The following is a 17,542-nucleotide window of genomic DNA, read 5'->3' on the forward strand; positions in this document are numbered from 1 at the left end:
GCGCGAGCGCCAGCGGATCCGCCAGGAGACCGGCATCAAGATCCCTTCCGCACCCGAGGCGTTACAGCGAGAGCAGTTCCAGTGCCCGGCGCTCGACGACGCCCGGCAGTGCCGGGCCTACGAGCAGCGGCCGATGCTGTGCAGACTGTGGGGGGCGGTGGAGTGGATGCCGTGCACCTTCGGCTGCCGCCCTGCCGAGGGCCTGCTGCCGGACAGCGACGGCTACCGATTGCTGCGTGAGTCGCTGGCCGTGGGGGCGCCCGCAACGCCGGACGACGCACGACGCACGGCTGACATCGAGGCCCGAGTCAAGGATCCATCGACGCGCTCGGCGCTGCGCCAGTACATCAGGCAGGCCAGGCGGGGACGGTCGATGCCGTAAGCGTTTGAGCTTGCGGCACAATAGCGAAGGAAGGGAGATCGCAGATGGGTGCTTCGTCAAAGCTGAACCGGCGCGGCCTCGCCGAGGCGATCGCAGGCATGACGGGACACGACCACGAGCAGGTGGACGAGGTCCTCAAGGCCGCCACGTTGGTGATCAAGAAATGTGTCGCTGACGGTGGCACTGTCACGATCGCCGACTTCGGCACGTGGCGGCTGGGCCACCGGAAGGCCAGGATGCATCAGGTTCCCACGACGGGTGCGCCGGTGCCGAAGCCGGAGCACTGGAAGCCCGTGTGGACGCCTGGTAAGGGATTCCGGACGGCAACTCGCGCCTACGGTAGCTAGGCGGCCTCACCCTGTGGCACGGGTCTCGATCGGCTCGTGCCACAGGGCATTGAGTTCGACCGGTCATTGGAGAACTTCACCGAACAGCGGGAACGAGGGATCGGTGCATCGGTAGGCTCCCTGAGCCACAACCGATACGGGAGGGTCCGGAGTGACTGAAAACGCCCAAGAGGTCGAGGTCAAGTACGCGGTACGAGACCTCGCCGCGTTGGAGGCCGCTCTGATACGACGCGGAGCCGTTCTGTCGCCTCCAGCGCTTCAGGATGATCAGGCGTATGCCCAACCCGGTTGGGAATACGGGCAAAGCAAGATCGGAGTGACGTTCGCCCGGCTGCGTACCCAGCACGACAGGCACCTGTTCACCATCAAACGGCCACTGGACAACGCGATGGCGTGCCTGGAGCACGAGACCGAGATCGCCGACCGGGAGCAGATGCACGAAGCCGTCGTCGCGATGGGATTTCGTCCCACGGTCCGCATCCGGAAGACCCGCCGGACCACGAGGCTCGCCGGGGTGGCGATCTGTGTGGACGAGGTGGAGCACGCAGGCGTGTTCATCGAGTTCGAGCGCACCGTGAGCGACCAGGAGTCCGGTGCCGCCGTGCAGGACGAACTCGACGTCTTCGCCCGCTCGCTCGGGGTGGAACTGGAGCGCATGGCCGACACCTACGATTCGCTGGTGCGGGCGGCGCTGGCCTCGGCCTAGAACAGGGCGATCTCATCCGGCTCGGCGGCATCTCCGTACGGCAGGCGAACAGCGTCGAGGGCGATCTCCAGGCGGACTGCGGCATGGTCGGTCAGGCCCAATTCGCGGGTCTCGTGCAGGTATGCGCACCCGCCGATCCGGTCGGCCAGGGCCGCGCCCACGTGGAAGTAGTCGTAGCAGTAGCCCGCGCCCGTCCTGCCGATCCAACTGTATGCCTGCGTCCCAGGTGAACAATGTTCATGGGCGTTGACGAACCCCTGAGAGCGAAGTGTGTCCAGCAGACCGAACTCGAACGGCAGGAACCCTGGGTGCATGGGAGAGTGGTCGGTGGCGATCACGTTGTAATCGCCACCGATCACCAGGTGGTCGCGCTCCTCAGCGGGCAGCTCATGTAGCGCTTTGAGTAGGGAAGCGATGAACAGCTCCTTGCGAGTGGTCTTGTCCGCACTGCGGTCTCGGCTCGGCACATAGACGCTGAGCCACCGCGTCCGCGGGTTCGTGTCAAAGATCGCGCCGCTCACCCGGCCGGGAATGCTCACCTCGGAGAGCAGGAAGGATCGTCCGGCCAGGCGGCTCACCAGCGCCGCTCCCCGCTCGCCCACATCGGGCGTGTTGAGCACCGTGTACCCCGCATGGCGGAACCGGTCCAGCAGGTAAGCGGTGCCGGTGCCCCCGCTGGTCTCGGTCAGCAGGAAAATGTCCTCTTGCCGGGAGGTGAGCCAGCGCAGGATCAACTCTGCGCGCTCTTTGGACGCGGCCCCGATGTTGACGGTCAGCGCCGTGACCATCCGGCTCACCTCATCTCGTCGTCAGTTGCCGAGCTGCTCCATATCCCGGAGGAGTTGCGCTACCACTTCGTCCGGATCCAGATCGCGGCAGTCGGTCCGCACCTGACGCCAGCCGCGTGCGGCCAGGAAGGTGAACGCCTCCTGGTACAGCGCGATCTCCTGTTCGGGGGAACCGACGCGTTCCAGACGCGACCGTCTGGGACGTCTCGCCACCCGCTGCCGCAGAACTTCAGGAGCGTTGTGCAGGTAGAAGGATAGAGTCGCGGGTGGGACATGGGCGTTGTAATGCCAGATTTCTTGCAGGGGCAGACCGTCGAGGCGTTGCAGCACCAATGAGGATTGGACGTAGCGGTCGCTGATCACGACCTTCCCGGCTTCAAGCGCCGGCAGGATCTCGGCCTCCAGGTGCGCGTACCGGTCGGCGGCCACCGCCAAGGCCAGCGCCCGGCCGGTGAGAGCGCCCTCACTGGCGCGGATCAGCCGCCCGAACGGCGTGCCGGACGGCTCGGTGGTCACGTGAACGTTCCGGCCGTCCGCGTCGAGCCGGGCGGCCAGGTGAGTGACCGCGGTGGTCTTGCCCACGCCGTTCGGCCCTTCCACTGCGATGAACAGGCCGCCGCTCACGAGTGACGGGTGATCTGCAACAAGGGGGGATCGGTCACGGGGCATTGTTCGGTGTCCACTTCGCCGATCCACGCGCCCTGGGCGATGAGGGCGGCAGGGCATCCTTTGCCACATGTGGTGTTCATGGCGCATGAGCCGCAGGTGGGGTTGGCGCCCATGCCGAGACGTCCGGTGAGGTCGTAGGCGTCGAGAGCCTCGGCGATCTCCTCGTGCAGGATGTTGCCGACCAGGAAATCGGCGTCAGCGTAGCGTGACTGCGGGGTCCGGGCGGCGAATACGAGGTAGGGACAGACCGCGGTGAGGCCGTCAGCGAAGACGTAGATGAGTTTGCCCGCGTCACATCCGGATAAGGGCTTGCTGTCATTGGGGAAGCGGATGTGGACGATGTCGACGTCCTGTTCGCGGAACCGCTCGGTGATTGCCCGGATCGTGCGCATCTTGCCGGTGTCGGCGGCCAGGCGTCCCTGACTTTTCACGCCACGGCCGAACGACGACAGCGGGTTCATCAGCACGTAGTCGGCGCCGACTTCGACGGCGAATGCGCACAGCGCGCCGAACTCCTCCGTGTCGGTGAGCGCGTTGGGGGTGGAGAGCAACCCTTGCAGCAGGCCGGCCTCGGCGAAGGCGCGGGTGGTGGCCAGGGTGGTCTCGAACGATTTGGTGTTGCCACGGAACCGGCCGTGACTCTCCGGCCGGAAGCCGTCGAACGAAACATTGATGTGGACGTTGCCCAGCTCGGCCAGAGCGGCGATCTGCTCGTTGTTGGTCTGGGTGGCGTTGGTGCAGATCCCCAGTGGCAGGCCGAAGTCGGCGACAGCGCGGCAGATGTCCATGATGTGCGGGTGGACGAACGGCTCGCCCCCCGTCAGGGTCAGCCGCTGGACCCGAGCACGACGCAGCCGGGGGAACACGGTGTCGACGAGGTCCTCCACGCGCATGTGCTCGCCCCAGTCGCCCGATGAGACAAAGCAGTGCGCGCAGTGCAGGTTGCATCGCTCGGTGATCTGCACCAGGGCCTTGCGCTCGTCTCCTTCGACCGATGTACGGAAGTAACAGGAGGCGGCGTGAGTATCGAGGACGAGACGTTTCAAGCGAATCCTCCTAGCCATAGAAGTAGATCGTGAGGGATGAAATCCTTCCCGATACGCTGCTTTTGCTGGGACGAGCGCGCGGGGTCCGGGCGCGCCGGCTTGATTACTTTTCCTGCTCGGTAAGCAGGCGGGGGAGCACACCGATCTGTGCGATCAAGATGGCTCCATTAGGAAGTCGTTCCCCTTGATGCAAGCCCTCCGGACGAACCAAGGCCGTGCGTATGCCGTGGCAGGCTGGCTCGACCACGTCCTTCTTTAGGCTGTTTCCGACCCACAGCACCTGGCCCGGAGTGCCCTGCGCTGCGGTCAGAACACGCCGATAGAATTCCGGATCCGGTTTGGCGATGCCCATCAGATGTGATTGAAACACCTCATAGAAGAGATGGTCCACGCCTGCAATCTTCAGGGCCGGGCGGCGGTCCTGCATCTCCAGTGTGTTGGACGCCAACAGCAGGCGAAGGCCCAGACGGTGGAGAACGTGCAGCGCTGCCGCCGCGAACGGATCCACCGGCCGCGATGGTGCCGTTCGAGCCCCGAAGGTGATCGTCCCGCCGTAGTCAAAGACCACAGTGCGAATCATCAGTCACTACCGCTTGAGGTCAGTGAGAAGGTGGCGACGACAGGCCGGTGATCCGACTTCGGCTCTCCCTCTTCTTCCACCACGTGGTACCCGGTCACCGTACTATCAGGCAGAGTGGTGCAGATCCGGTCCGCGCGGTATGCGACACCATCGCGGTGACCCACGGTCGGTGTTCTGTCGCCCCATACTGCGGCGACATCGATGAACCCTGCCTCCTTGACAGCCTCTGCCGCCCGCTGATTGCCTTTACGGCGAACCTGCGCGGGATCGGCCCCTGAGGCCACCCTCGGGATTTCGCCGACAGCGGCGGCATTGAAATCCCCCACGGAGATGGTGTCCCGATGTCTGTAAAGGAAGAAGGTTTCCGCCTCGGCCTCTCGTATTACGGTGCTACCCGGAGCCCCATGGATGTTCATGAAGTACACCGGCCGGTCCCGGCCGATCACGGAGAGCTTCACGACGGCCTGAGCGTGCCACCACGGCACAGCCTGGTCGTGATGCGTGCCCGCGACCTCCAGGCCGGGACGCTCTCTGACCAGGATGGCCAGGTGACAGGCGTGATGATTGGAGTGCACCAGCGCTCGGTAGGTCATGCCGAGCCGGTCGGCGGCCAGGTTCAGCAGTCGATCCTCATCGTCGAGGTCGTCCACCCCCCACTTGCACTCCTGTAGACCGAGCAGATCCAGGTCCAGCTCGCCGAGCATGCAGAGCTGCTCCAGCAGGCGGCTTTCGCTCCCATCGTCGATTCCGCCGTTTTCTAGGTTGTACGTCCCAACCTTCAGATTCATGGATCCACCTTCATCGTCGTCGACTACTGATCGATGGGCTCGCCTGCGGCCGGATCGTCCGGGACGGGCGCCCGCTCGGGGAGAGCGGCTTCCGGCAGCGGGACGCCATGGCGGCGCAGCGCGTCGGTCAGGGCGGTCATTGAACGAAGTGCGCCGTCGACCAGATCAACCTGGTGGGCTCCTCCGGGCGCAGCGGCCATCGCGCGGCCGTCGATCCGACGACGGCCTGGTGCACGTTCTGCCGCCGAGGCAGACCGGCGCCGACTTTCAGGAACCGCCCGATGCCGGCCACTGCCACGCTGAAGCCGGCTACCGAGGCGTTGTCGATTCCGCCGTTTTCCAGGTCGTAGACGGCTACGGTCAGGTTCATTCTTCCTTCCGACTTCTATGCGGAAGCGGATCGGGGACATCGACTCCAGCGGCGCGTAACGCCTTCACACGTTCGGTGGGCTGCTGGCCCCGGCGAGCGATCTCCAGCTGGTTGTGAAACCAGGTACCGATGCGGTCGCCGTCAGGCGTGGTGAAGCTTTGCTTGACCCAGGTCGGCTGGCCGTCTCTGCTGCCATGAAGGAGTAACAGGCTCAGGTTGCGGTACCAACGGGTGTCGCGGGCGCTCCAGATGAATCCCAACCGGTCCAGGGTCGTGATCTTCGCCTGAGAGAGGTTGCCCTCCCGGCGATCACGGCGCAATCGATTGACCTGCCTGCCCAACCTGCGCTTCGTGGAAGTAAGGTATTCCTGGGGAACGTCCAGATGCCCGTGGTCGCGGCGGAAGTCCTTCAGGTCGGCCACGAACTGTTTCCACTTTTGTTCCACCTCGAAGATGACCCCGATCTCTTCCAACGCGGCGACGTATTCGGGATCGAGTGCGGTCTGTCGCCGCCGGAAGCGTAGGTTGGTGTAGGCCCGCCCGAGCGGAAAACCATTGGAAGTTTTATAATCCCTCGGGATGCGCAAATGTTTATGCTCGGCGTGAAAAGCGCGCAACTCGGCGAGGAGTTGGTCCCGTTTATGCTGATTGGGACGCCAGACCATCCCGATGGCTTCCAGCAGCGCGATCCGGCCGGCACTGAGCACCCCATTTTGATACTCGGTGCGCTGGCGATGGATAAAGCCTCCCAAATCCTCATCGTCCGCTGTCCGGTAGTCATGAGGAACGAGCAGGTCACCGTGCTTGGCGTAGTACGCCGAGCAGGCACCATATTTCTCTTCCCACGAACTGGTCGCGCAGCGCACCGTTTGCACGGTGATGGCTGAGGCGAATCCGTCCGGGACGGGCACTCCGCTGATGTGCAGCCACTCGGGAATCTTCATCGAGTAGGAAAGGGTCTGATCGCCGCCGATATTGCGGCGCTGTTCGGTAAGACGGACTGTCAGGTCCTCATCGTGGGTCGCCAGGGCACGCACGATCTGCCACAGCGGTGCGTACGCGGATGCCTGGAGCGCGGTCTCGGGGTCATCACCCGGCCCAAGGATCACCGGGATGATGACGCTGGCCGTCTTCGGCCCTGGCCGTGCCCCTCGACGCAGTGCGCGGCCGATGGCCTGGATGGTGTCGATGGGGGAGTTACGAGAGTCGATGAAGGCCACCGCGTCCACGGCGGGCACGTCGATGCCCTCGCCGAGCACGCGTGCGTTGGAGATGACGACGAGGTCCTCATCGTCTTCGCGTAGTCGGTCCAGGGCGGCGCGCCGTTGAGCGAGAGACTGGGTGCCGTGGACGTGGTCGACGCACAGGTCTGTACGCTCGCCGGGGTCGAGCAGGCTCTGCGCATGGGGCAGTGTGCCGGCGAAGTGCTTGGCATTGGTCACCAGGTTGTGGAAGGTGATCAGACGGCGGATGTCGTACTGGTGGGCCGCACGCAGGACCGCGATCTGCGTGGCCAGCACGGCCGGCGACAGCGCTGATCGGCCGCTTTGGTAGAACTCGGCCGGTCGCGGCATCTGAGCGGCGGCTCGGACCTGCTCATCGGTGATAATGGGCGCGATCACCCGGTAGTCGGCGAGCAGTCCGCCTTTCCGAGCCTCACCGAACGACATTTGGTAGACGCGAGGCCCGAAGACTTCCTTATCGTCCATGCTGACCACGTCGTCCCCGCTGGTGAGCAGCACTTTGGGGGTAGCGGTCATATACAGGCGACGCGCGCTCGGAATGCGGTCATCGTCGTGGATGACGGCCCATGGTTTGGCGGCGCGGCCGACGCTGCGGTGCGCCTCATCGATCAAAATCAGGTCCCAGGAGGGCGCGGCATGCCGACCGTGCGCCTCGGCGACCACATGGAGGCTGTGATAAGTGACAGCGACCAGGGTCCTGCCTGGCGCGGCGGCCAGGTGGGCAAGTCGCTGCGGCTCAGAGGTGACGATCTCATCTTCGCCGTGCAGCGCCTGGCTCCGTGCGACGCTGGGGTCTGAACAGCAGGCGATGATTCGATCCCACCGCGGCTGGCCGTCCAGCCTGCGCCACTCGGCGATCGTCTGAGTGATCAGTTCGAGGAACGGGGCGACGATCAGCACCCGGGCCGTTGCATGGTCGGCCAGGAGCCGGGCGGCGATCGCCGCGCCGGTCCTGGTCTTGCCGGTTCCGCAGGGCATGACCACGGTGGCCCGTCCACCGGTGGTCAGAGCGTCCACGGTGGCGTTGGCCGCGTCGCGCTGATGTGGCCATAGCGAAGGTCCGTTGAAGGTAGTCGGCATGATCCTTGATTTAGAAGTCAGAGGTTGAAGGAGGGGTGCAGCGTGGACGGCTGCGGCCGTCTTTGGCGGAGAGGGCCGGCCAGAGTTTCGGATCGGCGAGGAGCATCCGCTGCCACAGCCCCTCGGCGGCGCGATCGGCCACGCTGACGCCGTGCGCCGAAAGGCCGCAGAAGAACGCGATGAAGACGCGGTGATAGCACAACCACAGCACCACCCACCGGCCCCCGGCCCGGCCTTCCAGGTCCCGCGCCAGCGCCCGTTCCCTCTCATGCTCACGAAGGCGCGGCACGGGCCGATCCCCTCGCACGGGCCGGGCCGTCGTCGCCGTTGAGCAGCCGGTAGTCGGCGGCGAGCGCCGCCGCCGCACCGTCCACCGTGCGGCGGATCCGGCACAGCCGTCGCCCCCCGCTGCGTACCTGTGGGCTACACCAGCGGATGTCCGTGTCGTTCACCGTGGCGACCAGGCCGTGACAGAGGGAAACGATCATCCGGCACCGATCACCATTGAGGTCGGCGTCAATGCCCCGCTTGAGCAGCTCACGAGCCAACCGGGCGCCGAATCGCCCGGCGGTGGCCGGGACGCAGACGCGCATGAGCGAATCCATCGCTACCCCTCAGTCCACGAAATGGTTCCGACGCCTCCGAGGAAGAACCCTTCGTGTGGAAGGTGCTCGTACCTGGGCAGGCCGAGATCGGGCCGCCACTCAGCGACATCCACCAGGCCCGGGGGATGGAGTTCTGGCACGTGCGGGGCGAGCAGAGCGGTCACCTGCTCACGTGTGCGTGGGAAGATCGGTGTCGGCGATGCTTCGTAGATCTTGCGCGCCGCCTTCGATGCCTCCGGCGACATGTCCTCGTCGCACGCGTGCGTGAGCACCACGACACTTCCTTTCCCCAGGCGCTCGGCGAACCGGCCGAGGACCCCAACCAGCAGGTCGTCCTGCTCCACGAAGTGGGCGACAGCGACAGCGATAAGCCCAGTCGGTCGATCAGGGCGCAGAAGTTCGCGTGCATCAGCGCTGTCCAGGATCGCGTCAGGCTTTCGCAGATCCCCCTCCACCATGGCGACACCGGGGCCCGCCAGCAGGGCACGGCCATGCGTGAGCACCACCGGATCGTTGTCCACATACACCACGCGCGCGGCTGGGTTCACCCTGCGGGCGACCTCGTGCACGTTGTCCTGGGTGGGCAGGCCGGAGCCGATGTCGAGGAACTGCTCGACGCCGGCCTCGGCAAGGGTGCGCACGGCACGGCCAAGGAAGTCCCGGTTCTGCCGCACGGCTCGCCGGACATTGGGGCTCGCCTTCTCCAGCTCCGCGGCGGCCACGCGATCGACGGCGTAGTTGTCCTTACCGCCGAGCAGGAAGTCGTAGACCCGAGCCGCATTCGGGTGGGACACATCGATCATCATTTGTCCGCTCTGGCCACAATTGCGGCCAAGACGTGTCTGAGCGGCGCCGGCAGAGGGAGTGCGGTACCCATGTCTGAACTGGCCTCTCGCGTGGGGCAGGTGGTAGCGGGCGACCCAATGGTGAAGGGCAGTTTTCGACGATGCCAACAGGGGTATTGCTTAGGGCAATGGGGCAATAGATTGTGATTGCTCGTGGCTATACGCTCACGCTGTGGATGTACGCACGCTACCCGCTGCCCTCCAGGCGATCATGGAGCAGCGCAAGTGGACCCAGAGTCAGCTTGCGGACGCGCTTGGGGTATCGCAAACCTGGGTCTCGCAGGTGTCCAGGGGTATCAAGGACACGACCATGGGAAAAGCGATCGAGCTGCTTTCTCGGGTCGGCTGGGAGGTGCGGATATCCCCGCAAATGGAGGAGCCAGTGGAACGCCGAGAATTCTTGACGGCGGCCGGTGCAGTGATATTCATTCCCGGCAACAACGCGAGCGCAAATCCCTACGAAGATGCCGATTACGTGAGCACTCTGGCAGACAGCTTGGCGCGAGGGCGATATGAGCTGGGCGGAGTGCCGCTGACCCCCGCCGCGCTAGGTCATGTCCACAGGATAAGAGATCTGGCCGACCGAGTCCGAAACGCCAGGACTCAACGAGCGATCTCACAGCTGATGTACCAGGTCACCCTCGTTCTTTACGATGCCGGAAAACTGAGCAAAGCCGAGTATGCGGGAAGACTCGCCCTGGACATGGCCATCCTAGGGGCGGATGACGACGCTCAAGCCAGAGCGCTGGATGGATTAAGCCGCGTCTCCCAGGAGAAGGGTGAATACGCTCGCGGGGTGGCATACGCTCGCAAGGGCCTGGCGCTACATGATTTGCCGGACAGTCGAGTTGCCTCACTGAATATGAGGCTGGGACGTTCTCTGGCATCGATACATGGACGCGAGGTGGATGCGCCAGCTCCGCTGGACCTTGCACTGAATGTCAGCAATGGGCTTGGAGCATTCGCCCAGGCTGCCATGATCGGGGATGTGGCGATCGGCCTCGGGCAGTTGAAAAGATTCGGTGAAGCCAATCGCCTCCTCGGGGATGCGGCGGAGAGAATCGGCGAATGGTCGCCCCTATTCCGGGCGCAATACCTGGGAAGACAGGCAATCACAACGCTGCGAGCCGGGCAGATAGACTTCGCGGCAGATCGAATCAACGGGATCGCGCGGGCACTTCCATTCATCTCGTCCGCACGGGTCAATAAGCGAGTGCGCGAGATCTTGCATGCGTCTGCCAAATGGAACCATGTGCGCGAGGTCCGCGAGGCGAGGGAGCGGCTAGAGGCGATGCAGGTTCCGGAAACAGGATTGTCCTAGACGTACCGAGGCCGGTCAGGCCGCACGGCCGCTTGATCATTCACCCGAGCGACCCGGTGCACGCTCGGCGGGCGTCAACCGCTACGGCGAGACTTGCCCTTCACGTCGCCGCGCCGCTTCTGCGGTACGCCGATCCTGTGAAAGTAGATGTTGAGCAGCGTCGCGAGGGTGGTCTGACTGTTCTGGCCGGTGATCACGCAGCAGTGCCAGGCGCGGGCCCGCGTGATCGGCCGAAGCCTGACCGAGACCATCACCATGTCGGGGTTCTCGCCTGTGCCGTCCGCACGCCGGTCGAGCCGACCGGAGAAGTCGTGCGGCATGTCCTCGAAGAATCCTGGATCGTCTTCGGGCAACTCGGCCGCGATGCCGAGCGCGTCGGCGTAGTTGTGCACCGCTTCCTCTACGACCCCCTTCGGCCCGTGGCCGGATACCTCACACGCCTCGGTCAGCAGCTCGTCCATGCTGGTGTGCACGCGAAACGACAGCGTCACGGTGTCCGTTCGCCGCTTGACGCGGAGCGGCTTCCCGGCGCGCGGCGCCTCGTCATGCGGCGCGGGGGCACTTCTCCGCTTTCGGGAGACAGGCTCGGCCGGAAACAGTTCAGTTGGTTCGGCTGGCTGCTGTCGTGGCACGAGATCTCCGAATGAGCGGCTGGTAGGGCGTTGATCCATAGTCAACCGCTCCCACTGTTTTTGCGCAAGCAGGCCCGCTTACGTCACCGATCCGCTCTGGCAGGACCGATGCGTCATCATGTGATCAGGTGACGTGAGCCCTATCGCTTGCGTTCTGCCTGCACGAAAGGACTCGCACCCCTCATGCCAGATGTGCTGTGCATCGGCCCTTGCTGCGTCGATCGGCTGGATGGCGACCGGCCCCCACGCCAGGCGGAGCCCGGAGCGCTGATCTGCCGCTGGGGGCTGGCGAGGCTCCGCCGGGACCTTCAAGCGAGCCCGGCATTGATGAGCTGGCTGATGGCGCATGTCGAGCGCTCTGGTTCGACGGGAGAACGGGTGTCGGGATCGCGCGAGGCTCCGGTGCCGGTACGGCTGGATGTGCTGTGCATGATCCACGACGGTGCGGTTCCCCTGCACGGTGAAGACGATGACCAGGTGGGGCCGCCGTCCATTCCGAGCACGCTGAAGGCGTGGGCATGGCTGATCTGCGAGCACCGCGGGCTGACCTACCCCGTGACGGCAAGCGTCATCGAGCTGGCGGAGCTGCTGCTGCGCCACGCCGAGTGGGCGGCCGGGCGGGACTTCGTCGCGGACATGATGCATGAGATCGGCCGGCTGCGCCGCTGCGCCTACGGGCTCGCGCCCTGGGGGGTCCACGTGCAGCGGCTCGGCCTACCGTGCTGGGGCTGCGGCTCGATGGGAACCATGACGCGCACAGCGGGGGAGAAGTGGGTGGAATGCGCGGCCTCCGGGGGAGGCTGCGGCCGGTTGTGGAGCCTGGACGAGCATGACGCGCTGATCGCGGCGACCGCGTCCCGGCTGCCGATCGAATGCCCCGCGTGCCGGGTGACCGGGTTGCTGCGGGTGAGCCGGGCGGCCATCGTGTGTGACACTCGGCTCGACGGGTGTGGGCGTAAGTGGACGCAGGCCGACCTGACCAACGCGATCGCTTTGACGGTGCGAAGCGCCGCCGTCTAGCCGGTGGACTTGCGGACCGCGTCGGCCAGCCCGCAGCGATGGGCGAGGCCGAGCTGGTAGCTGGCGCAGTCCACCTTGTGGCGCCAGATCAGGTAGATCGTGGCGCTGACCAAGGTGGCGATGATCGCGACGGTGTTGGCGCCCGCGACCATGACGACGACGTGGGAAGCGAGGGTGCCTTCCTCCTCTAATCGGATGAGCGCGGCCGTGGTGGCGACCGCTGCGATGGTCCAGCCGACGATGGCGATGATCGCCGCTACCGCGCGGGGCGCGGACTGGCGTGCCATGCAGACCTCCAAACTCGCAATGATCATGAAATCAAGGGACGTTCCGCACCCCGATCGTGAAACGTTCCAGGTCCGGCACGATATGCCGTTCCGGATACGGCCGTAAAGAGCAAGTTCATGCAAGTTCTTGCATGCCTGCAAATGCAGCCCTCTGGAACCACCATTGGCGGAAGTTCTAAAATGGCTGCACTGTCCGATTCATAGCTAAAGGACGTCAATGAATCCGGAATCCGGTCAGCGTGAAATGGCTCCGCCCGGCGTGGACCCCACTGTGCCGAGCGTGGCGAGAATGTACGACTATGGACTCGGCGGCACCACTAACTACAGGATCGACCGCGAGATCTCCGACAAGCTCTGGGCGGCGGCACCAGACCTGCCCGCGCTGACTCACGACGGACGCCGCTTCCTGGAGCGGGTCGTGCGCTTCATGGTCGAGGCCGGAGTCGACCAGATCATCGACATCGGGTCCGGCCTGCCCACCGCGAACAACGTCCACCAGGTCGCGCAGGCGATCAACCCGGCTGTACGCGTCGTATACGTGGACAACGACCCTACGGTCCACATTCACGCGCAGGCCCTGCTGTCCGGCGACGAGCGCACGCGCTACGTCGATTCCGACGCGCGCACTCCGGCCCAGATCATCAACCACCCCCACACCCAGCGGCTGATCGACTTCACCCGGCCGGTCGGGCTGATGTACCTGTATCTGCTGCACTACATCGCGGATGCCGATGATCCGTACGGGTCCGTCCGGCGCGTCCTGGACGAGCTGGCAAGCGGCAGCTACCTCGTCATTTCCCACGTGACCCAGGAGGGAACCGACCCGCACCTACACGCCACCTTCCAGAAGGTGTTCTCAGGGGTCATCTTCCGGACCAAGGCCGAAATCCTGCGCTTCTTCGACGGCTGGGACATCATCACACCTCCGGGCATGGTCAACGTCTCCGAGTGGAGCGCCACCGGGGACGCGCCGGGGGAGCCACGAGCACTACGGGCGTGGACGGCGGTGGCGATCAAGCCGTGATGACGCTCAGTGCCGATGCGGCGAACTGCTCGTAGGTGCGATCTCCTCGCCTGGTGCTGATCTCCCGCCCCGTCTCAACGGCGGTCTGACAGGTTGTCGCGGCCTCGTCCGTCCGCCCCAGGGCATGCTCGATCAAGACCAGTGTGCGAAGAGAGGCGACCTCGGCGTAGTCGTCCCCGGCGGTCTGGGCCAGCGTCAGCGCCATGCGAGCGTCCTGCTCCGCCTGAGCCAGCAGGCCCGGATCGTTCTCACCGGCTGTCTGGGCCATCTCGTGGCGGCAGTGGGCGCGCAATGCCAGCGCACGCGCCCACGACCGTCGGTCGACCAGTCGTTGCAGTACCTCGGCACAGTCGTTCAACATGGGCACGGCTCGCAGCGGTCCGCCTTCGGTGGCGGCGACCAGTGCGGCGGCTCGCAGCCGGGCTTGGGCCCCCAGGCGGTCGTCGCCGGTCTCCACGGCGATACGCGTGATCACACGCCACATGTCCTCGGCGTCGCGAGACCGGCCGCTGCGGTTCAGATGAGCGGAGATCCGCAGAGCGATCCCGAAGGCCAGGCGGAACCGGCGCTCGGCCAGTTCCATCCGGATCACGCCGAAAATCTGCGTGGCCTCGGCGGTGAGCCAGCCCTCGGGATCGGAGGCGACCAGTTCCCAGGCCACCTCGGGGATGAGGTCGATCGAGGTGTCCATCGTGGACGGCGGGGCGAACCACGGCTCGCCCGGCGTGGCCGCCGCCGCCCGGTCGGCGAGCAACAGCCATCCGGTCAGCAGCCGATGTGTGGCCACGTCGCGCTCGTCCGGCCGGTCGGCGAGCCGCCGCTCGGCGTACTCACGGACCAGGTCGTGCATGCGGTAACGCGGATGGCCGTGGGCGTCGGCGCCGGCGGGCAGCACCAGATTGTGCGCATTGAGGGCGGCCAGCGCGTCTTCGCCGTCCCCCTTACCGATCAGCATGTCCGCCAGCCACATGGGCCAAGAACCGGATCCGGCCAGGGACAGCACGCGCAGCGCGTGCCGGACTTGTTCCGATAGGGCGTCATAGCTGTCGGCAATGCTGGCTGAAACGGCCACATCCCCATCGGTCAGGCCCGCCAGCCGATCGTGCAACCGGGTGGCCAGCAGCCCGATCGGCCAGTGTGGATGCGCCGTCAGCCTGCCTGCGGCGATGCGCAGCGCGAGTGGCAGGTCGGCGCAGGCGTCCAGGATCGCGTCGGCCGCGCTCGGCTCGGCGTCGATGCGGTCGGCTCCAATGAGCTCCGCCAGCAGGTGGCGGGCCTCGTCGCGGCGCAGCGGGTCAAGCGTCATCGAGCGGATACCGGGGCCGCTCAGCCGGGGGCGGCTGGTGATGAGAACGGCGCAGCCCGGTGTGCCGGGAACGAACAACCCGCCCTGGGCGGCGCTCGCCACATCGTCGATGACCAGCAGGACCTTGCGGTCGGCCAGGACCGATCGGAGAAGGGCCGAGCGTCCGGCGGTGGACGCGGGGATGTCGGCGGCCGGCACACCGAGCAGGACGAGTTGCTCGGCGAGCGCTTCTCCGACCGCGACCGGCCGTCCCGACATCGCTCCCAAGTGCACGAAGATCTGGCCGTCCGGGAACCGCCGCCGCACCCGGTGACCGAGGTGAACGGCGAGAGCGGTCTTGCCGACGCCGGGCATGCCGGTGATGTTGATCACTGGTACGGCCGCGCCGGACGCGGGAACGTGGGTGAGGATGGCGGTGATCTCCGCCAGGCGGCCGACGAAGTCGGGCAGGTCGGCCGGGAGTTGGGCGGGGATCACTCGCCGCGTCGCGATGACGTCGGGTGTAGCGGCCGGGCGTGGCTCGTGCAGCACGTCGGCCGCGATGTCGTCATGCAGCCGACGCAGCCGCCCGCCCGGATCACTTCCCGTTTCCCGGCGTAAGAGAACGGCGAAGGCGTCATAGTGCCGAAGGGCATCAACCCGATCTCCCGCCCGATACAGGGAGTCCATCAGAGCCGCATGCAGGGCCTCCGATAGCGGATCGTCCTGGAGCGCACGTCGCACCGCGGTGAGAGCATCGCGATGCCGACCCAGCGATGTCAGCGTCTGGACCAGTTCCAGACGGGCGTCGCGATGCTGGCGCAAGAGTTCGTCCCGCACTCCGCGAAGCAGTGACGAGTCATCCGGCATGTCCGGCACCGGGGGATCACCGAGCAATTCCACCGCCCGGCCGAGAAGATGTGCCCTGACCACGGCCTCGGATGCGCCCTCGGCGGCCGTGACAAGGCGGCGAAACTCGGTCAGATCAAGCGCGTCGTCATCGCCCAACACGATCCGGTATCCAGCCGATCCGCCGGGCGGTATGCGGCCAGGCAGCAGACGGCGCAGTTCGGAGACGACCGTCTTCACGGCGCCGTCGCGACCGTGATCATCTCCCCATACGCCTTCGGCCAGTTCGGCGCCGGACAGTCCGCGATCGTGCAGAGCCAGCAGGGCGCACAGCACGCGGCGCTGAAGGGGGGACAAGGTGACCGGACCTGCGTGGTCGATGACGCCGACCTGCCCGAGAATGTGGAACTGCATGCGGATGTCCTGTCATGCGTGATCGTGGTAAACGAGCATGACCGAGCGCTGACCACATGCCAACCCCATCCTGACCTCCCGCATTTAAGCTGCCCGTGCGGCACGGGACGAGCGGGGTGATCAAGGTGCACGACGGCATCAGCATGCACAGCGTCGTGGGCGTCTTCCAGGAGTTGGCCGACGCCGGGCGCCGCCCGGCCGGTGAAGGACTGGAGCTGCTCGGAGAGCTTGCCCGCCAGCGAGACGAGCTTGCGGCCCGCGCGCGGGCACAGCAGTTGGCGATCGAACTGCTGATGGGCCATGTGATCGTGGCCTTGCGTGGGCAGTGCCCGGCCGTGCTCGGGTCGGTGATCGCGCAGGCGATCGGCCGCGACGGCTCGACGGTCTCGCGCCTGGCCCACAGATCCGGCGGGCCAAGCCTGCGGGCGGGGACCGGTCGGCGAGGCGGGGCGGCCGGGAGTGGCGACAGGGCATTGCTCCGTAAGGCGATCGAGGCCGAGCGCGCGACGTTGCTGGCGACGGCCGGCGCTGGGGCTGAACGTGCTGCGGTCGTCGCTGCCGAGATGGACGCCTTCTGCATGAACTATCTGCCGCGCCGACGTGTCAGTTCTTGCGCATGATCCGGACCTGTGTGGCGTGCATCTCGTACATGGCAACGGCTTGGGCGGTCAGCGCGGCGGCCATCGCTTCATGCTCCCGCTGTGTCACCGGAAGGGCGCGGATCTCCTCGATGGCCGCCTCAAGCCAGGTGCGCAGCCCGGCTGGCAGATTCTCCATCTCTGGAGCGGCGGCTTCGTGGCCCGATGTGAGGCGCGCACGGAACAGTGCGGCGGCCTCGTGCGCTCCGGCCGCGTCCAGATGGTCAGGGGTGATGTTGTCCAGGGCGCCCTCATCCGACAACACCAGGGCCATCGTCGCGACGCGCGGTGGTTTGCTGAGCACCACCTGGTCGCCCTTCTCAGCCGCGTCCCACGTATTGCGGGAGAACCGGCCGCCGGAGATCCTTGCCGCCCGCCGTGCCGCCTCGTTCACCGACAGGGCGTCCAGCCTGGCCTCCCGTGCGCGCACCAATAGCCTGGCCAGAGCGGCCACTGGAATGTCGTCGGCCATGCTGTCTCCCTGAGGCTGCTGATCGGCGTTCAAAGCATCGATCTTCTGTTTTTGCGCGCTCTAGTGTTCAAACGGTAGCAGGCAGTCCCCCTCCTGTCAGGATGAGTTGCCCTTCCATGGACTTTCGCTCACTTCATTGAACTGAAATGA

General features: G+C 66.0%; 20 protein-coding genes and 1 pseudogene. 7 read left to right on the forward strand and 14 right to left on the reverse strand.

The annotated features are described in order from the left end of the window. Positions 1-10 precede the first annotated feature (10 nt). From P3X83_RS28570 to cyaB, 3 genes and pseudogenes are all read left to right on the forward strand, one after another. Positions 11-382: pseudogene (locus P3X83_RS28570) on the forward strand (YkgJ family cysteine cluster protein); the annotation flags it as partial. A gap of 44 nt (positions 383-426) precedes the next feature. Further along, positions 427-729, forward strand: a complete 303-nt coding sequence (locus tag P3X83_RS28575) for an HU family DNA-binding protein (RefSeq protein ID WP_277308346.1) — start codon at positions 427-429, stop codon at positions 727-729. Positions 730-880: 151 nt separating this feature from the next. Next, positions 881-1,435 carry a class IV adenylate cyclase gene (cyaB, locus tag P3X83_RS28580; RefSeq protein ID WP_277308347.1) on the forward strand — a complete coding sequence of 185 codons (555 nt, stop codon included), beginning with the start codon at positions 881-883 and terminating at the stop codon, positions 1,433-1,435. On the opposite strand, the gene P3X83_RS28585 is transcribed toward cyaB, so the two are convergent. From P3X83_RS28585 to P3X83_RS28630, 10 genes are all read right to left on the reverse strand, one after another. Beyond that, positions 1,432-2,223: an endonuclease/exonuclease/phosphatase family protein gene (locus tag P3X83_RS28585; protein ID WP_277308348.1), complete on the reverse strand. Its 792-nt coding sequence runs from the start codon at positions 2,221-2,223 to the stop codon at positions 1,432-1,434. The two genes, cyaB and P3X83_RS28585, sit on opposite strands and share 4 nt — an antisense overlap. Positions 2,224-2,244: 21 nt before the next feature. Next, entirely contained in the window at positions 2,245-2,847 is a 603-nt protein-coding gene (gene tmk / locus P3X83_RS28590; RefSeq protein ID WP_277308349.1) for a dTMP kinase, read from the reverse strand. After that, complete coding sequence (locus tag P3X83_RS28595) at positions 2,844-3,938, reverse strand: radical SAM protein (protein WP_277308350.1); 1,095 nt, start codon at positions 3,936-3,938, stop codon at positions 2,844-2,846. Before P3X83_RS28595 ends, tmk begins: the two co-directional genes overlap by 4 nt. Before the next feature lie 103 nt (positions 3,939-4,041). Beyond that, positions 4,042-4,506 (reverse strand): HAD family hydrolase, encoded by a 465-nt coding sequence (locus tag P3X83_RS28600; protein ID WP_277308351.1) that lies wholly within the window; start codon positions 4,504-4,506, stop codon positions 4,042-4,044. An 11-nt stretch (positions 4,507-4,517) separates the two neighbouring features. Next, a complete protein-coding gene (locus P3X83_RS28605) occupies positions 4,518-5,306 on the reverse strand; it encodes an endonuclease/exonuclease/phosphatase family protein (RefSeq protein ID WP_277308352.1) in 789 nt (262 codons plus the stop codon). A 136-nt stretch (positions 5,307-5,442) separates the two neighbouring features. Beyond that, a complete protein-coding gene (locus P3X83_RS28610; protein WP_277308353.1) occupies positions 5,443-5,676 on the reverse strand; it encodes a hypothetical protein in 234 nt (77 codons plus the stop codon). Continuing rightward, positions 5,673-8,000 (reverse strand): DEAD/DEAH box helicase, encoded by a 2,328-nt coding sequence (locus P3X83_RS28615; RefSeq protein ID WP_277308354.1) that lies wholly within the window; start codon positions 7,998-8,000, stop codon positions 5,673-5,675. Before P3X83_RS28615 ends, P3X83_RS28610 begins: the two co-directional genes overlap by 4 nt. 10 nt (positions 8,001-8,010) lie before the next feature. Further along, positions 8,011-8,289 (reverse strand): hypothetical protein, encoded by a 279-nt coding sequence (locus tag P3X83_RS28620; protein WP_277308355.1) that lies wholly within the window; start codon positions 8,287-8,289, stop codon positions 8,011-8,013. Beyond that, positions 8,273-8,605 carry a hypothetical protein gene (locus tag P3X83_RS28625; RefSeq protein WP_277308356.1) on the reverse strand — a complete coding sequence of 111 codons (333 nt, stop codon included), beginning with the start codon at positions 8,603-8,605 and terminating at the stop codon, positions 8,273-8,275. Before P3X83_RS28625 ends, P3X83_RS28620 begins: the two co-directional genes overlap by 17 nt. A 2-nt stretch (positions 8,606-8,607) precedes the next feature. Continuing rightward, on the reverse strand, positions 8,608-9,411 hold the full coding sequence (locus tag P3X83_RS28630; protein WP_277308357.1) for an SAM-dependent methyltransferase: 804 nt from the start codon (positions 9,409-9,411) through the stop codon (positions 8,608-8,610). A 211-nt stretch (positions 9,412-9,622) separates the two neighbouring features. On the opposite strand from P3X83_RS28630, the gene P3X83_RS28635 reads away from it, so the two are divergent. Then, complete coding sequence (locus tag P3X83_RS28635) at positions 9,623-10,771, forward strand: helix-turn-helix transcriptional regulator (protein ID WP_277308358.1); 1,149 nt, start codon at positions 9,623-9,625, stop codon at positions 10,769-10,771. A gap of 74 nt (positions 10,772-10,845) precedes the next feature. On the opposite strand, the gene P3X83_RS28640 is transcribed toward P3X83_RS28635, so the two are convergent. Continuing rightward, positions 10,846-11,403, reverse strand: a complete 558-nt coding sequence (locus P3X83_RS28640) for a hypothetical protein (protein ID WP_277308359.1) — start codon at positions 11,401-11,403, stop codon at positions 10,846-10,848. A 183-nt stretch (positions 11,404-11,586) separates the two neighbouring features. On the opposite strand from P3X83_RS28640, the gene P3X83_RS28645 reads away from it, so the two are divergent. After that, positions 11,587-12,423, forward strand: a complete 837-nt coding sequence (locus tag P3X83_RS28645) for a hypothetical protein (protein WP_277308360.1) — start codon at positions 11,587-11,589, stop codon at positions 12,421-12,423. On the opposite strand, the gene P3X83_RS28650 is transcribed toward P3X83_RS28645, so the two are convergent. Next, positions 12,420-12,710 (reverse strand): hypothetical protein, encoded by a 291-nt coding sequence (locus P3X83_RS28650; RefSeq protein WP_277308361.1) that lies wholly within the window; start codon positions 12,708-12,710, stop codon positions 12,420-12,422. The genes P3X83_RS28645 and P3X83_RS28650 overlap by 4 nt on opposite strands. A gap of 289 nt (positions 12,711-12,999) precedes the next feature. Between P3X83_RS28650 and P3X83_RS28655 the strand changes: the two genes are divergently transcribed. Continuing rightward, complete coding sequence (locus P3X83_RS28655; RefSeq protein WP_277308362.1) at positions 13,000-13,734, forward strand: SAM-dependent methyltransferase; 735 nt, start codon at positions 13,000-13,002, stop codon at positions 13,732-13,734. On the opposite strand, the gene P3X83_RS28660 is transcribed toward P3X83_RS28655, so the two are convergent. Further along, positions 13,724-16,204 carry a BTAD domain-containing putative transcriptional regulator gene (locus tag P3X83_RS28660; protein ID WP_277308363.1) on the reverse strand — a complete coding sequence of 827 codons (2,481 nt, stop codon included), beginning with the start codon at positions 16,202-16,204 and terminating at the stop codon, positions 13,724-13,726. The two genes, P3X83_RS28655 and P3X83_RS28660, sit on opposite strands and share 11 nt — an antisense overlap. A 194-nt stretch (positions 16,205-16,398) precedes the next feature. Here P3X83_RS28660 and P3X83_RS28665 point away from each other — a divergent pair, with 194 nt between their 5' ends. After that, positions 16,399-16,902 (forward strand): hypothetical protein, encoded by a 504-nt coding sequence (locus P3X83_RS28665; protein ID WP_277308364.1) that lies wholly within the window; start codon positions 16,399-16,401, stop codon positions 16,900-16,902. Here the strand turns inward: P3X83_RS28665 and P3X83_RS28670 are convergent. Beyond that, positions 16,886-17,392: a hypothetical protein gene (locus tag P3X83_RS28670; RefSeq protein ID WP_277308365.1), complete on the reverse strand. Its 507-nt coding sequence runs from the start codon at positions 17,390-17,392 to the stop codon at positions 16,886-16,888. The two genes, P3X83_RS28665 and P3X83_RS28670, sit on opposite strands and share 17 nt — an antisense overlap. Positions 17,393-17,542: the final 150 nt, after the last annotated feature.

Source organism: Spongiactinospora sp. TRM90649 (assembly GCF_029382225.1).
Lineage (GTDB): Bacteria > Actinomycetota > Actinomycetes > Streptosporangiales > Streptosporangiaceae > Spongiactinospora.

Coding starts and splice junctions, on each gene's coding strand:
- P3X83_RS28575 (WP_277308346.1), top strand. CDS start 427: ATGGGTGCTTCGTCAAAGCTGAACCGGCGCGGCCTCGCCGAGGCGATC.
- P3X83_RS28585 (WP_277308348.1), bottom strand. CDS start 2,223: ATGGTCACGGCGCTGACCGTCAACATCGGGGCCGCGTCCAAAGAGCGC.
- P3X83_RS28605 (WP_277308352.1), bottom strand. CDS start 5,306: ATGAATCTGAAGGTTGGGACGTACAACCTAGAAAACGGCGGAATCGAC.
- P3X83_RS28610 (WP_277308353.1), bottom strand. CDS start 5,676: ATGAACCTGACCGTAGCCGTCTACGACCTGGAAAACGGCGGAATCGAC.
- P3X83_RS28615 (WP_277308354.1), bottom strand. CDS start 8,000: ATGCCGACTACCTTCAACGGACCTTCGCTATGGCCACATCAGCGCGAC.
- P3X83_RS28625 (WP_277308356.1), bottom strand. CDS start 8,605: ATGGATTCGCTCATGCGCGTCTGCGTCCCGGCCACCGCCGGGCGATTC.
- P3X83_RS28630 (WP_277308357.1), bottom strand. CDS start 9,411: ATGATGATCGATGTGTCCCACCCGAATGCGGCTCGGGTCTACGACTTC.
- P3X83_RS28645 (WP_277308360.1), top strand. CDS start 11,587: ATGCCAGATGTGCTGTGCATCGGCCCTTGCTGCGTCGATCGGCTGGAT.
- P3X83_RS28650 (WP_277308361.1), bottom strand. CDS start 12,710: ATGGCACGCCAGTCCGCGCCCCGCGCGGTAGCGGCGATCATCGCCATC.
- P3X83_RS28655 (WP_277308362.1), top strand. CDS start 13,000: ATGTACGACTATGGACTCGGCGGCACCACTAACTACAGGATCGACCGC.
- P3X83_RS28670 (WP_277308365.1), bottom strand. CDS start 17,392: ATGGCCGACGACATTCCAGTGGCCGCTCTGGCCAGGCTATTGGTGCGC.